The sequence below is a fragment of the Blautia sp. OM07-19 genome, assembly GCF_003481595.1.
GTDB lineage: Bacteria > Bacillota > Clostridia > Lachnospirales > Lachnospiraceae > Blautia_A > Blautia_A intestinihominis.
Genome location: NZ_QULA01000018.1, coordinates 15,049 through 29,836, shown reverse-complemented (window position 1 = coordinate 29,836; position 14,788 = coordinate 15,049). Strand labels below are relative to the sequence as shown.

Below are 14,788 nucleotides of genomic sequence, written 5' to 3'. Positions count from 1 at the left end.
CCTTTTTTAAAGAGAGTTATAACTAGTGAAGTTCAGGTTCGTCCCACAGATGAAGTTTTACGCCTATTCCAAGTTCCAGTGCTCTCTTGTAGACAGTTTCACCCCAGGCAATGTCTTCTACAGGCATGCCTCCAACGGAATAGATGATCCTCTGTTTGTCATTTTCTCTTCCTGCAAGCTTTCCAGTTATAACATCCGCAACATCTATTATTTCATCTCTGGTGATTTTTTTATCATGCAGAAGATCCATGAACTTACATCCTACGATCTGTACCGGGTCATAGCTTGGATATGGATACTCTTCAGCCCATGCTTCGTACAGTTTATAGTTATCTACAACCAGCTTCGTATTTTTATCAAGGTAAAAACTCTCATCAAATCTGGCTGCTGACGGCATACATACAAGAGCACCTTCCTTGATCCATTTTTCATCAATATACGGGAATAAGATCTCTTTATCTCCAACACAGGTAGTTGTGCTGATGATATCGCTGTCCCTGATGGCTTCTTCCATTGTCTCACAGACTGTGATCGTTTTGATCTGTGGAAACTCTTTCTTCACATATTCAACAAAGGAATCAATGGATCTTTGACCACGGCCTTTGATCTTTACAGTGTCGATCTTCGGGCAGACACTTATGAATGCTGCCAGTGATGTTTTTCCCATGACGCCCGGTCCTACGATCGTTACAACTTTGGAATCTTTTCTTGCAAGATATTTAGCTCCGACTCCTGGAATCGCACCTGTTCTGTATGCACTCAGAAGGTTCGCCGACATCAGTGCAAGCGGTTCTCCTGTATCTTTGTCGTTGAGCATCATCATAAGGATGGAACGTGGAAGACCTTTTTTCTTGTTTTCGGTGTTTGAACCATACCATTTCATACCTGCCATCTGGAAATTGCCTCCCAGATATGCCGGCATTGCCATGAAACGTCTGTCTTCACCATTTTTCGGCATTCCTTCGAATTCCGGATTGTCCGGGAAAGTAACCATACATCCGTGTGAGTTGTGGTTTTCACCACCCATTACGTAGTCACCTTTTTTGAGTGTGACCATCATGTCTTCCATGACTTCCACACATTTTCCCATGTCCTTGACACCGGCTTTGATCATATCCGGCTCACTTAAATATAAAAAATCAATCTTTGCACTCATTTTTTCTCCTCCATTCTATGTCTACATATGCATGTCGGAGAATCATCACCAATGAAAAAAGGCGCCAACAGATTCACTGTTGACGCCCTTGTCACGCACATATAGTAACATATTTTATTTTCGTAGTCCATATTACTAAAAAAGTTTCTCAATTATTTTTTTATGATTGTATACCTTAATCCTGTTGATTGTATTGTAAAAAACGATACAGCATCTTTATCTGCAAGGCTTAAATCTGTCATAGCGAAGTGCGCTGATATCTACGACTGTTTTTTCGCCTCTTACCATCTGGCTTAACATGAGTCCGACTGCAGGTGCAGTTCCGAATCCATGTCCTGTAAATCCACATGCAAGAATCAGTCCAGGTGCCTCCTCTACAGGGCTCAAAAATGGTACTCCATCGAAAGCTTCATCCAGCCATCCGCACCAGCTTCTTACGATCTTGGCATCACGCAGTGCCGGAATGTAACCCTGGATCGCTCGACAGCTTGCTGAAAGTGTCATTGAGTTTGTGATCATTCTGGATGGGTCTGCGATATTTGTAGACGGATCTACCATCTCGTCGACTGTCTCCCAGCCTGAGTCTGAACCAAACACAAAGGATCCATGTTTTGTCTGATGTCCGTAAAAATCTGCCGACGCGCATCCAAACATTACATCGATCATATGTGGCTGCATTTCTGTTACAAGACATTCGTCGATCAGTCGTGTCATTGGAACATCGACTCCGACTGTTCTTGCGATCGCCCTGCTTTCATATCCCGCAACAAGGATGATCGTCTCACCTTCAAATACAGTTCCATCGTTCAGGATTACTTTTCTTACTTTTCCTTTTATCTTCTGCAGGCTTTTTACAGGTGCTTCTGTGTAGAATTTTACGCCCAGTTCAAGTGCTCTTTTATAGTATCCGAGAGTGGTTGTAAGCGGGTTTGCATGTCCGTCTGTCGGACACCAGCTTGCACCGATCACATCGTCAGAAAGATATGGGCAGATTTCTTTTACTTCTTTCTGATCGACCATTCTTACATCAAGACCTACAGATTTTGCGGAGTTTGCAAGAGCTTCCAGTTTTTTCATATGCTCCGGAGTTTTTCCCATTCTGAGATTTCCTTTCTGGGTATACTCTGTATCTACTCCGAGTTCTTCTGACAATGTCGGCCACAGATTCTGGATTCCATACATCGCATATGGAAGTTCTCTTACATCTCTTCCTGACTGACGGACACCACCGCCATTTCTTGATGAACCGCCATGTCCGATACTGTTTGTTGCCTCTAATACAATGACTGACTTTATGCCGCTTTTTGCAAGGTAATATGCTGCTGCACATCCATTTACTCCACCACCGATAATTACAACATCTGCTACATTACTCATCATCGTCACCTCCGTCTTCTGCAAGTATGCACATCTCGATTGGTCTCATTGGAGCCCGCGAACTTGCCGGAACGACTTCCGCCGGAGATACTTTTAACTCACTTGCAATGATTCCTTTTACTAATTTTCCGCAGGTCTGTCCCTGACATAATCCCATTCCGGAACGGAGATATCTGCGCATCTCTTCCAATGTAAAAATACCTTCGTGTACTGCTTTTCGGATCTGTCCTTTTGTGACTTCTTCGCATCTGCAGACCAGGAGATTATCATCCGGTCCTTCCACAAAAGGTCCTATTTCTTTTAATTTTGCCTGAATATCAACCATGATCTAACCTCCTAAGCTTCTTTTTTATAGAATCTTGCTTTCATTACCATATCATTTGGAACTTTGATCGTAAGCAGATACGTATGATCAAATGCTGGTGCTGTTCTTATTTTTGTTACCTCTGCCTCGCATACATATTTTCCATTTCTTCCAAGTGCCACGCCTTTGTCTCCGACTTCCGGAAGTGGAAGGAATTCATATGGCATTGTGACTTCTCCATATCCTTCTTCTACATCTTCTTCCACAAGGAAAATAGACTGACCGGAGCAGGAAGCTACGCACATTCCACAGCCGATGCATTTTTTGTCCGGATCGATTGCCGGAAGAGATGTGATATTTTTTCCGATCCTGATGCAGCCTTTTTTGCAGGCATCCTGACATGGGTTGCATGGAATATTCTGCGTACACTCGATGACCGGATGAATTCCTTTCTGATGTGTCACGCCTGGAAATCTCTCGATCTCATCATCTGCCACATATCCTTTATTCAGAAGGTTCATGGAAACGTCGATGCCTTCCTCTGTTTTTTCAACGAGTTTTCCTCTGTTCTTTGGTGCAAACATTCCCTGACGCAGAGTATCGAGCTGACCTTCCAGTTCATCAATCCTTGCATCTCTTTCTTCCTCTGTCATGTATCCAAGATAACATGCAATGGATGCACCGGACATTCTTCCCTCAATCATAGCGGAACTTGCTTCCTCAATTCCAGAAACATCACCTGCCGCGTAGATTCCCGGAACACTTGTAGCTCCGTATTTGTCACATACCGGAACGTGTCCGCCTTTTGTATCATTCATCTTGACCTCAGCCTGTTTCAGAAGCTGTGACATTGGTGATAAACCAACTGCCAGACAAACTGTATCCACGTCGAAATGTTTTTCTGTTCCAGGAATGATCTTCCAGTCCGGACCAACCTGTCCGATCACAGCGCCTGTTACGTAGTCATCTCCCTCCACTCTTACGATCGTATGGGAAAGATAGAATGGAACTCCGCATCTTGCTACTTTTGCGGCATGAACACCATATCCGCCGACTCTCGGTGCGGCATCCGCAAGTGCAACGACCTCGCATCCTGCCTGCATGAGCTGATAGCTTACAACAAGTCCGACGTTTCCTGAGCCAAGCATCAGAATCCTGTTTCCAGGTTTGATATGGTGAAGGTTCATCATTGTCTGTGCGGCTCCGGCTCCGATAACACCAGGTTTTGTCCAGCCTTCGAAGTTTACCATATTTTCGCTTGCTCCTGTTGCAACGAGGACTGCATCGCCTTTGTAATGTTTTACTTTATCTCCAACCTTAACGGTTACTTCTTTCTCCGGATATAACCCAACTACTGTCGCATTTAAAACTACTTCTACTCCGTATTCCTCAGCCTCTGCGAGAAGTTCCTGTCCGATCTTGAAGCCTCTTACTTTTGCCTTATGTTCTTTTGAACCGAAGAACTTGTGGATCTGTTTAAAAAGCTGTCCGCCCGGTTTTGCGTTTTCATCAAATACAATCGGTTTCAAACCTTTTTTGGCAGCTTCGATCGCTGCAGATAAACCAGCTGGACCAGCACCAATTACTATCATGTCGTATCGTTCTATCTTCATAATTCCAATCTCCCATCCGTTTATTTTTTACTCCTGCGGTGTTGCTGAAACTCCATACTGTGTCTGCACAACCATTCCTGCTTCAAGCGGTGTGATACATGTTCTGATGTTTGGCTTGCCATCTACGATCATTACACAGTCCGTACATCTTCCTATCGCACAGAACACACCTCGCGGTTCATGTGTCTTCGCCGTATATCGATGCGCCATAACCCCCGCCGCCTTCAACGCTGTAGCGATCGGCTCTCCCTCATATCCTTCCAGTAATTTTCCATCATAGCTGAATGTAACTTTTTTCCTCTTCGGTGTCTCTCCAAGTATTGGGTGATTTTCAATTCTATCCATAGTCTCATCCTCCTATAAATAAAGAAGGCGTCAACGATCTTATCGTTGACGCCTTTGTCTGTCTCAGTTCATTTACTGATTAGACTTTATCATTTAGTTGGGGATTCGTATTGTAAAAAACGATACATGTGGGATAGGAGTGATTTCTAGGTTTCCGGATGAGCAACATAATCTTTCATTTCCTCCATTAACAATGTCTGCATTATCTTGTACATATCAACCATTCCCTTCCACTGCAGCCAGATTGCCTTCAGCTTCCTCATAATATCTGTCAGCTATATATTCTGCCCACAATCCATTTTCAGTTTCCTTTAAACGAGAAATTCACCGACCCTTGAACATATTGAGTGAACAATTTAAGTAAAAAAACAAGCCCACAGCATTTGCCATGGGCTTTGTCTAGAATCTGAGGGGCTGGAATTCAATCCAGCCCCTCTATATATTCTTTTATCTTAGTACAGCTTCGCACCAGCCGGGATATGGTTATCAACCATGATCAGATGAAGTTCTTCATCCTCTGAATCCTTAAGGTTGTTTACTGCTGAGAGCAGCATACCGCAGGATTCGATTCCCATCATTTTACGTGGCGGCAGATTTGTGATCGCGATCAGGGTCTTGCCTACCAGTTCTTCCGGTTCATAGTATGCATGGATTCCTGAAAGGATCGTACGGTCTGTGCCGGTTCCGTCGTCCAGTGTGAACTGAAGGAGCTTTTTGCTCTTCGGAACTGCAACACACTCTTTAACCTTCACTGCACGGAAGTCAGATTTGCTGAATGTGTCGAAATCAACATCTTCTTCAAACAGTGGCTCAACCTTTACATTGGAGAAGTTGATCTTCTCGTTTGGTGTGAAGAATCCGTTGCTGTCGTCCGCTGCTACCTCTGCAGTATCGCCTGCTTTGGATGCATTCTTGTCGGAGTCAAGGCTCTTCATTGTCGGGAAAACTGATTCGCTTACCACACTATCCCGTATTGTCGAGTATTATACATTATTTTCAAAAAGTCTGCAACTTATTATAACGTATTATTCAGTATGTATTTGTTGTATTTCTGTTGCACACCACATAATTCTGTTGCACCTCATAGAGTTGAACCCACAAGGGCTCTTTCCTAGAATATGTTCAAATTATGTGATAATTTTTCTATTGCTTCTGTTTTTTTCATATCAGTGACTTCGGCATATATATCCATCGTTGTCTCAATATTTGCATGTCCCATAACTGCCTGTATCACCTTAATATTAGTTTCATTTTCGCAGAATCTCGTACAAAAAGTATGTCTCAAATGATGGCAGGAAAAATGTGGGATAATAATCGGATCTCTTTTTTCCTTTTTTGCTTTCAGAATTTCTTCTGCATTATAGTTTTCCCGGATACGTTTGATTGTCCGGTTAATTGCCTGCGGATTATGAAGATTACCGAACCGATTTGTAAATATAAATCCCTCCATACCATCCAATGTAACAGTACTGAATCCATTCTCTTTCTGATATTCGTACTCTTCCATAAAAGCATTATATACAGGCTCCATCATCGGAACTGTACGAATACCTGCCTCTGTTTTAGGTAATGAAACAGCAAATTCACATCGGGTTGTTTCTGCTCTGCGTGGATAATATGTAACACTATGATTGATATTGATCAGTCGTTTCTCTAAATCAATATCTTCCCATCGAATCCCAATAATTTCACCTATACGGCATCCAGTACCTAAAAGAACGGTAAATAATGGTGCCCAATGATTAAATACCGGACTATTCGCTGTATAGTTCATAAATGCTCTCTGCTGTTCAACCGTCAATGCATGTCTCACTCCATGATTCCTCCCTGGTTTCTTTTTTATTTCTGCCATTACACCATGAGATGGATTGTTTCTGATAATATCATCTCTCACTGCTAACTGAAATGTTGGATGAAGCACCGTATGAATCGTTTCCAGCGTATTAACCTGTAATTTTCTTTCATTTATTAAATGGTAATAAAAGTACAGTACATCTGAATATTTGATTTCTCCGATTTTCTTCTTCCCAAAACTATCTCTGACGTAATGATCATACATGTACATATAATTGGTATAGGTTGTTCGCCTCAACTCTGTTTTCGTAGAAATATATCTATCAAATACAAAATTAAGGCTGGCATTTCCTGCTGCATACATATCAAGACCATCTAACTGATCTTTCAACAATTTCTGCTCTTTTTCCCTTAACTTAACTAAATCCTTGGAATATATATATCTTCTTTTTCCAAATGGATCTGTATAAGTGTATATGTACATCAGGTCGGACTGGCGTTGACTCTCACCTTTGCGTAAGGCTCTGCCTCTATTATCTTTTCTTGCTTTTGCCACTATAACTCCTTCCTAATTGTAGCAAGGAGTCCTTGTGTTACTTTTCTGGCATCTGATATAAAAGATCAATACCTTTTTGTATCGCTTGTGTTGTAGTCAGCTCATGCTTCGCTGCATACTCTGACAATTTCTGATATTCTTTCTCCGTTAATCGGAAACTTACGTTTTTCTTTTTCGGGGATTCTGCTCTCGGTCTCCCCATTTTTGCCACCGTATGCACCTCCTTCATAGCTTGATTACATTATACTTTTTGTCGTGCAAAAAGTCAATACTTTTCGTAGCACAAAAACTCTCGCAATATTATTTATCACTAAATACCAGTTCGAAACGTTTCCAGATATGCCTCAAAAATATCACAGTTCACAAGTACCAATTTATCCAGTTTGTAGACAGCATTTGCTTCCTTTGCCATTTTTTCAAACTTACTTTGACACATGCTGTACATTTCTGCACCTTCTTTATAACGAACAAATCTTTTCCTATTTATAATATGTCTTTGCATTCTTTCGCTCCTTTTCCAATTTATAGCAATCCCACAGGTAGCTGTCGGGTAACAGCCTCATTGGTATTTCACCATCTTCTCAGACCGGGCAGCTTTCCCGGAAGTATCATTATCAGAAACAGTATCTTCGCCACAAAAGTCCCACTTCCTGATCACAGTCAAATATTTATCGCTCATGCCTTTACTTCAATATCATTTTGATATTTCTTCGTTTACAACATTTCCGTTTTGCGTCATGATGTCGCAAAGTTATAATGCAGACAGTCTTGGCGTATTTGCTGCACAGCTCCTCTGTTTCATACGTCCTGCAGGATAAATATTAAATTTTCAAGGTACAAACAACGCTAAATAACTTTTCCAGCAGAAATGGATGCTCTTAAATGTTTTTTAGCGAACTATTTTAAATCCAATAATTGTTTTTATCAATTTTGTTTCCAGACGTCTGCGAAGTGTTTCATCTACACAATAATGAACGCAGCCATACTCATCATACATTTTTCTGACCGATAATTTTGCAATATATCCCTCATAATGTTTCAGAACTTTATTTATCGCCTGAATGTCACCCTCCAATGCTCTTTCGATTACCCAAAACGGTATCAATTTTTTATTATTTACACTTTTTTCTTCCGTTTTCATCTGCATTTTCCTCCAGCATAATCTTTAGTATTTCAAGCGATCGTGTACGATGCTCATGTACCGTACTTCTGACAAGATTCAGTTTTCTTGCTATATCCGCATCATTCATTTCCATAAAGTATGACAAAAGAATAATGTCCCTTTTTCTCTCTGTCAGCGCAGTTAATGCTTCTGCCAATAGAGCATTTTTTACCTCCACATCATAACCGCCTGCCCGAAAATAGCTTTTTTCCAATTCATATTCATCAAATATAGAAAGGCTCTCCATCTCTTGTTCGGATAATTCTGAAAACAAAGTTTCATGTTTTCTAAGATAGGCTAAATGTCTTTCATAATCCACTATTTCGCCCTTTAATGCCAGTTTGCATTTTCGATCAAACTGGTGCATTACCGTTTTCTCATCATAGGAAGAAGATTGCTCCATAGAGTTCACCTCCTCCCCGACCATGAGATATGAGCAAAGGTCTTTTTCCCTTTCACCCTTATCCCGTTTGAACAATGCGTTTTGTTCGGATCTGAAAGAAAATTTCTTAAAAATGACATAAAAAAACGTCCTCATAGGTCAAACCTACTGGACGTTTTTAATTTATATTTTTCACAAAACGAATACTCGCTTCCTGTACTTCCATTTTCCTGCCAATGCAGATATTCCCACTATCAAAACTGTGTATATAATTGAATCTCTTAAAACCATAATTCGCAGAGCTATACTTATTACAAGCAAGAAGCTGTACCAAAAAATTAATTGCCTCGATCTTTTTGCATAGAACCTACTATCGGCTTTTGACAATGGATGTATCGGATTATCTACAGGAGAAAACAGAACAATTACACAAATGAAGCATAAATAAATAACAAACATACAATCCAACGAAATCACGTTGATTTTTCTTACTAGCATTGCAATATTCACAATTCCTACAGAAATCATACAGCATTTTATTTCTGTATCAGCATGATAACCGCCCGCATACGGGCGCAAAAAATATATTTCCAAAAATACCAAGATACTAAAACAAAATTCGTGCCACAAAACACCTGATATTGCAATTGCAAAAAAATTTAATAGTATCCAAAAAAGCTGATTTAAACCATATTGAATAATTTCCTTTTCGTTCTGATTTTCACATATTTGGTTTGATATTTTCCTGCTCCACTCACCTATCATTCAATTTTCTCCTACAGAATCTCTCTCTTTAATCATATTAATCCTACATTAAATATATCTCTTTACCTGTTTCAGCATTAACCAGCATGACATATTTTTGAGAATTATTATCATTTACTTCCAAATACCAGATTGGTTCTGCCGTATATTGCTGATCTTCATTTATGTATGCACGCTCATAAAATTTTGCCCGAGTCACTGTATAAGTAGCTTCATCTAATAAGTTTTCATACTTTGTTTCTACCGTTGCTGCTATTTCGTCAAACCCTTTTAACGATACATTTTCCCCATCTTCCTGGAAATTATAAAGACCATACACACGCAGGCTTTCTATCCCCCGTGTAGAACAAACAGCAACCACTGGACTGGACTCTGGCGTATCATATGCAAGCGCCTGTGCCATAACCGATAATTCAGGATACACAGGAATCCCACTTACTGTCTGCCTTGCATATACGATACATACATCATCCTCGTTTGTCCACTCAGGCTTTCGTTTACTCTCTTCCAGCAATCCTTCAGCAACATATTGGTTTTCAATTTCCCGAAGTATATCCGCGCTCAAAGAAGAAGTCTGAAAAACTAAATTTTCTACTGCATATCCGGCATTTTCAAGAGTTTCTTTTACTTTTTGTACAGCATCCTGATCGTTTACAATAGATTCTGTCGCAGAAGTAAACTTCTCCATATTCTCCGTATTAGTCACCCCTATTTGAGCATAATAAGCCGATTTTTCCGTTGATACTCCAAACTCCATTCCAATCCCTACATTTGTACCATCCGCTAAAACATAATAGTTTTCTTCCGGATATAGATCACTGGCAGGAGTATTATAATGCTCAAGAATTTCTTTTCCTTCTACAAAATTTGCATATGCCTTTTCACTATCCACAAAATGCACACTTTCCAAAATAAATTTGGGAATCTCTTTTCCGTTCCAATTCTCCGAAACTTCTAACTCACACTGAAACCTAACTTTACCGGATTCGGATTCCTTTTCATACGTCTGCGCATACGCATTTTGAGTCAGCATAATAAGCGATAACGCACATATACCTGAAATCATTATGTCTTTTCTCATTTTTCTGCTCTCACTTACAAATCACGGTGTATAACGTCCTTCTACATGTAAACTGCCTACACTTGCTGTACAATGCATAAAATATTCGTATCTGGGCAGCGCGTAGCTCGTATAGGAAGCACTTGCACTTGGAGTATTTTTTGAAATCGTTGCAGTATTAGATGTTGTTGTCGCATGCAGTCTACTGGATTTACAATATAATTTTCCTGAACCACTGAACTTAGTACCTGTCACATAAAACTTCTGCTCATCATCAGCTTTCACCGATCTTTTAGAAATAATATCACCCGGTATAGTAATGTTAAATGTAACTGTATCTGCAAATACCGGAACAGTGCTTCCTGTCAAACATAAACATGCAGCTACTCCACATAACCATTTTTTTCTGTTCATCTTCATCATAATCTTCTCCTTTTCTCTGCATTTTTGCTGCCATCTTTAACTTTTAATTTGTTTCATCTTTTACTTTACTGATCACACCTCCCTCCATCTCATATACCTCATCGCAAAGAACCTCTATATCCTCCCGATTATGACTGGCCAGAATAATCAGTTTATTTTCTTCTTTCATTTTTAACAGAAGTTCCCGGATTTCTCTTACCCCGTTTTTGTCCAGACCATTCATAGGTTCATCCAGAATCAAAATTCCCGGATCTTCCATGATGGCCTGTGCAAGAGCAAGTCTCTGACGCATACCCAGTGAATACTTTCCAACCGGTCGCTTCAATGCAGGATCCAAACCAACCTTTCTCAGAACAGAGCAGAGATAATCTTTATTCTTTTTGTTTCGCAAAGTATAAAGAAATTCCAAATTATGATAGCCACTCCAGGTCCGCAAAAAACCCGGATCCTCAATAATGATCCCCGCATCGGTCAGCATATCCTTATCTTTCCCCATCACTTTACCATTGACAGTTATCGTTCCCTCATCACAGGAAAGAAAACCGCAAATAGACTTAAACAAAACAGTCTTTCCAGAACCGTTGTGCCCTACAAGACCATAAATTTTGCCACTTTCACATAAAAGTGAAACATCCTTTAAAACTTTGTTATCTTTGAAGCTTTTACTTACATGAGATACTTCAATTACGTAATCCTGCCTGTCCATATATTTCACTCCTCGCTATATATCCTCATTTTCCCAGTTAAATTCTATTTTTTTTACCTTTATTAAAATAATGACCGTCATACACAAAATCCCTGCTATTAAAAATCCAAACATATAAGGTATAGATGGCAGCCAATAGTAACCATAATCCGGGGTTGCAATCCTTGCCAGTTCAGCCCATATCGTCGGGATAAAAAAGGCCAGTTTATGACGTATCATGGGATGTATATTCAGCACGGGAAATAGAGCGATTGCCAGGGCAAGACCACCTGCAACTGCAGCAATCTTATTCAAAAACAAACTTAGCAGGAACATCAGAACCCCAATAAATGTACAGATACAGGCACAAAGAAGAATCTCCAGCCCTATAAGCTGTAATGGCGAAAATTCAGAGAAAATCTCGTAATAAATAAACACAGAACTATCAAACTGCGTAAGAGCCCTTGTCGTTGCTGCCGTTCTCAGCAGCTTTCCCCATTCATTGCTCCATTCAATGTCCGGTAAAAGAGGAAGTATTGTGCAGATGACTGCCACAACAGTAAGAACAATGGAACGGATAAAAATCCCTCCTATTTGCCCTAATGCCCAACACTTTCTTCCTACACGGATTGCATGATACATATTCACATGCTGCATAAAAGGCACATCCGAGTTCGCATAAATTACTCCAAACCAAAACATAATCAGATAAGAAAAACTACACATCGCAAATGGAAATACGCACCAAGAGGACGGGTAGTCCACTGCAACTGAAAACTGTCGGATAGCCCCTACATATGACCGGCTGACTACAATCATCAATATTACAAAAACTGCCATTTTGCTATTGGCGATTTTCATCATGGAATTTTTCCAGGTATACTGTAATAACTTCATACTCCCACCTCTATAATCTGCTTTTTATTTTTTTGTAGATTCCCCAGGTAAGCAGTGCCGAAAAACACAAGCTACAGCCAAAGACTGTAAGAAAGTACTGTATATCCGTCGAAAACCGATTCAAGGTCGGATATATCAGCATTACACTGAACCAGCCCTTTCCACGATATTCCAATAATATCTGCTGTATTAAAATAGGTGTGATCAATATCAGCATTTTATTAGAAACAAACATAGACAGAAATGAAGCCGCCAATGACAAGGTCCCTGCCAGCATTCCCATTTGCAATGCACATAAAAAAACATAAGACCAGTAGTGTTCTCCGGCAATCAGTGAACCGTACATTCCTTCCATAAAAATATCCTGTAATCCCTCTGAAGTCCAAGGTATCTTTAACCTTATAGACGCAACAAACAGAAGGCTTCCCAAAACCATAGTGATCACAGACGATCCATAAACAACCACTGCCTTGGATACCACATATTTCCATGTATTTCCTCTGTTGATGCTATATCTGGCATATTTATACTCCAAATCCTCACAAAACACAGTTGCATAAGAAAATGCACAAAAAACATAGGCAATCATGATTCCGGACATACCAACAGCCAAATCGTATGTATCCAACGCATTTCCATTTACCATTCCCTCAGTAAATGCAGAATCTTCAAGTGAAAACCACATGGATATTGCAACACCCACAATGCCTAAATATATTGGATAATTTTTTATCAGACGACGGATATCCGTTTTTAAATAATGTGCTCTATTCATCCGCTTCTCTCCTTTTGTAAACGGCTCTTTTGCTACAGAAAAAAATAAATATACAAATACCTGCAGCAAAACCACTTACATCTATCAGGAATAACATCCTTTTTTTTATTTTTCTTTGTTTCTCCTTTTCTTTAATCAGCTCTTTGCTTGTTTCTAGAATTGTATCCAATTTGTCATAAGGTATCTTCATATCTCTGATTTTTCTATATATTTCTCTCTCACATTCATTCGGAGCATTTTCTATACATTTATTAAGCCTTCTTCGTTCTTCTACAATCGAATAAGGAATTGTGGATTTATTCATAAAACATCCCTTTCGCTAATCTTTTATTGCAAGAATATTTCCTTTCCTGTTTCCGCATTAATTAAGGTTACAGATTTACTTATATTATTTTCGACTACTTCAAAATACCAGATAGGATCTGCCTTATATTTTTGTTTCTCATCCAGATATACCCTCTCATAGAATTTTGCTCTTGTTACTTCATAATCAGCATCATTCAAAATGTTCTCAAATTTTTCCTCAACCACAGCAGCAATATCCTCGAAAGGCTTCAGCGTAACTTGTTGTTTTCCCTTTTCAAATTCATAAACGCCGCTGATGTCCAGCTTTTCTATTCCCCGGGTAGAATATATTGCCTGAATCGGGGCATTATCCGGAGTATCATATGCCATAACTCTGGCAATACTCATCATTTCATGAAAAATGGGAATATCTTCATATTTTTGATACCCGTAAATAAAATATGCGTCATCTTCCTGACTCCAACTTTCCTTTCTTTTTTCTTCTGCCAAATAACCTTCCTGTAAATATTGTTCTTCCAGTTTTTTCATTGTCTGAAAATTCAAGGGGTAACAGGCAAATATAAGGTCTTCTGAATGGTATCCCAATTCATCTATTATTTTTTTTAATTCTGTAATACATTCTTCGCCGCTTTTAAAAGAAACTTCCGTTTCTTCAAATACAGCTCGATTGTCTGGATTAGTTACACCGATATATGAATAATATTTGGAATTACTGCTTCCGTAAGTAATTCCTTCATTTATATCAAGACTTTCATCATTTGCAAATAGATAATAGTCTTCTGGTGCCCTCCCTTCATCTACCGGAGTTTCTGGTTTTTCAATTATTTCTTTTCCTTCACCGAATATAGTCCATGCTTTTTCTCTGTCACATCTATACAGTCCCTTTACATCAACTGTGCTTATGGCTTGTCCTTTTATATTTTCCGGCACTTCCAACTCACAATTAAATTTTACCTTCCCTGAATCAGAGGTTTTTTCATACTTCTCCGGGAAACTATATTCTGCTTCTTCCATTGAAACTATTTCTTCCCCTGCTTTTTCTTTGACATCTACAGCACTCTTGTTACATCCAGCCAAAACCGAACATGCACATAATATCAGGCCAAACCCTCTTATTTTTTTCATCATATCTTTTCTCCTAAAACTCAGCTAAGGGATACAGTATGTGTATCCCCCTAGCTGAATTTC

Annotated in this window: 18 protein-coding genes and 1 pseudogene; all 19 read right to left on the bottom strand. The window is 39.5% G+C overall.

What is annotated here, in order from left to right; genetic code table 11:
• Positions 1-22: 22 nt before the first annotated feature.
• A complete protein-coding gene (locus tag DXC01_RS12530) occupies positions 23-1,156 on the bottom strand; it encodes a tyramine oxidase subunit B (RefSeq protein ID WP_022214640.1) in 1,134 nt (377 codons plus the stop codon).
• A 216-nt stretch (positions 1,157-1,372) separates the two neighbouring features.
• Positions 1,373-2,536 (bottom strand): NAD(P)/FAD-dependent oxidoreductase, encoded by a 1,164-nt coding sequence (locus DXC01_RS12525; protein ID WP_330417654.1) that lies wholly within the window; start codon positions 2,534-2,536, stop codon positions 1,373-1,375.
• Positions 2,526-2,858 (bottom strand): (2Fe-2S)-binding protein, encoded by a 333-nt coding sequence (locus DXC01_RS12520; protein ID WP_022214638.1) that lies wholly within the window; start codon positions 2,856-2,858, stop codon positions 2,526-2,528. Before DXC01_RS12520 ends, DXC01_RS12525 begins: the two co-directional genes overlap by 11 nt.
• A gap of 11 nt (positions 2,859-2,869) precedes the next feature.
• Positions 2,870-4,450 (bottom strand): FAD-dependent oxidoreductase, encoded by a 1,581-nt coding sequence (locus DXC01_RS12515; RefSeq protein WP_330427668.1) that lies wholly within the window; start codon positions 4,448-4,450, stop codon positions 2,870-2,872.
• A 27-nt stretch (positions 4,451-4,477) separates the two neighbouring features.
• The gene (locus tag DXC01_RS12510; RefSeq protein ID WP_022214636.1) at positions 4,478-4,795 is read right to left on the bottom strand and encodes a (2Fe-2S)-binding protein; all 318 of its coding nucleotides are present in this window, start codon (positions 4,793-4,795) and stop codon (positions 4,478-4,480) included.
• 452 nt (positions 4,796-5,247) lie between these two features.
• A pseudogene (locus tag DXC01_RS12500) lies at positions 5,248-5,742 on the bottom strand (hypothetical protein); the annotation flags it as partial.
• Positions 5,743-5,906: 164 nt separating this feature from the next.
• Positions 5,907-7,145: a site-specific integrase gene (locus DXC01_RS12495; RefSeq protein WP_062807191.1), complete on the bottom strand. Its 1,239-nt coding sequence runs from the start codon at positions 7,143-7,145 to the stop codon at positions 5,907-5,909.
• A gap of 37 nt (positions 7,146-7,182) precedes the next feature.
• Positions 7,183-7,347, bottom strand: coding sequence for a CopG family transcriptional regulator (locus tag DXC01_RS12490; protein WP_425458625.1), 165 nt, complete (start codon positions 7,345-7,347; stop codon positions 7,183-7,185).
• A gap of 108 nt (positions 7,348-7,455) precedes the next feature.
• Positions 7,456-7,647, bottom strand: coding sequence for a DUF6462 family protein (locus tag DXC01_RS12485; RefSeq protein WP_015543500.1), 192 nt, complete (start codon positions 7,645-7,647; stop codon positions 7,456-7,458).
• A gap of 387 nt (positions 7,648-8,034) precedes the next feature.
• Positions 8,035-8,286 (bottom strand): helix-turn-helix domain-containing protein, encoded by a 252-nt coding sequence (locus DXC01_RS12480; RefSeq protein WP_062807189.1) that lies wholly within the window; start codon positions 8,284-8,286, stop codon positions 8,035-8,037.
• Positions 8,258-8,710: a sigma factor-like helix-turn-helix DNA-binding protein gene (locus tag DXC01_RS12475; RefSeq protein WP_062807188.1), complete on the bottom strand. Its 453-nt coding sequence runs from the start codon at positions 8,708-8,710 to the stop codon at positions 8,258-8,260. The genes DXC01_RS12480 and DXC01_RS12475 overlap by 29 nt, the downstream gene beginning before the upstream one ends.
• 171 nt (positions 8,711-8,881) lie before the next feature.
• Complete coding sequence (locus tag DXC01_RS12470) at positions 8,882-9,454, bottom strand: accessory gene regulator B family protein (protein ID WP_062807187.1); 573 nt, start codon at positions 9,452-9,454, stop codon at positions 8,882-8,884.
• Positions 9,455-9,497: 43 nt separating this feature from the next.
• The gene (locus DXC01_RS12465) at positions 9,498-10,535 is read right to left on the bottom strand and encodes a hypothetical protein (protein WP_062807186.1); all 1,038 of its coding nucleotides are present in this window, start codon (positions 10,533-10,535) and stop codon (positions 9,498-9,500) included.
• A gap of 21 nt (positions 10,536-10,556) precedes the next feature.
• Positions 10,557-10,937, bottom strand: coding sequence for a hypothetical protein (locus DXC01_RS12460; protein WP_141396033.1), 381 nt, complete (start codon positions 10,935-10,937; stop codon positions 10,557-10,559).
• A gap of 43 nt (positions 10,938-10,980) precedes the next feature.
• On the bottom strand, positions 10,981-11,643 hold the full coding sequence (locus tag DXC01_RS12455; RefSeq protein ID WP_025580726.1) for an ABC transporter ATP-binding protein: 663 nt from the start codon (positions 11,641-11,643) through the stop codon (positions 10,981-10,983).
• A gap of 15 nt (positions 11,644-11,658) precedes the next feature.
• Positions 11,659-12,519, bottom strand: coding sequence for a hypothetical protein (locus DXC01_RS12450; RefSeq protein ID WP_062807184.1), 861 nt, complete (start codon positions 12,517-12,519; stop codon positions 11,659-11,661).
• Between the two features lie 10 nt (positions 12,520-12,529).
• Positions 12,530-13,294: a hypothetical protein gene (locus DXC01_RS12445; RefSeq protein WP_062807183.1), complete on the bottom strand. Its 765-nt coding sequence runs from the start codon at positions 13,292-13,294 to the stop codon at positions 12,530-12,532.
• Positions 13,287-13,598, bottom strand: a complete 312-nt coding sequence (locus DXC01_RS12440) for a hypothetical protein (RefSeq protein WP_062807182.1) — start codon at positions 13,596-13,598, stop codon at positions 13,287-13,289. Before DXC01_RS12440 ends, DXC01_RS12445 begins: the two co-directional genes overlap by 8 nt.
• Positions 13,599-13,621: 23 nt before the next feature.
• Positions 13,622-14,728, bottom strand: coding sequence for a hypothetical protein (locus DXC01_RS12435; protein WP_062807181.1), 1,107 nt, complete (start codon positions 14,726-14,728; stop codon positions 13,622-13,624).
• Positions 14,729-14,788 lie beyond the last annotated feature (60 nt).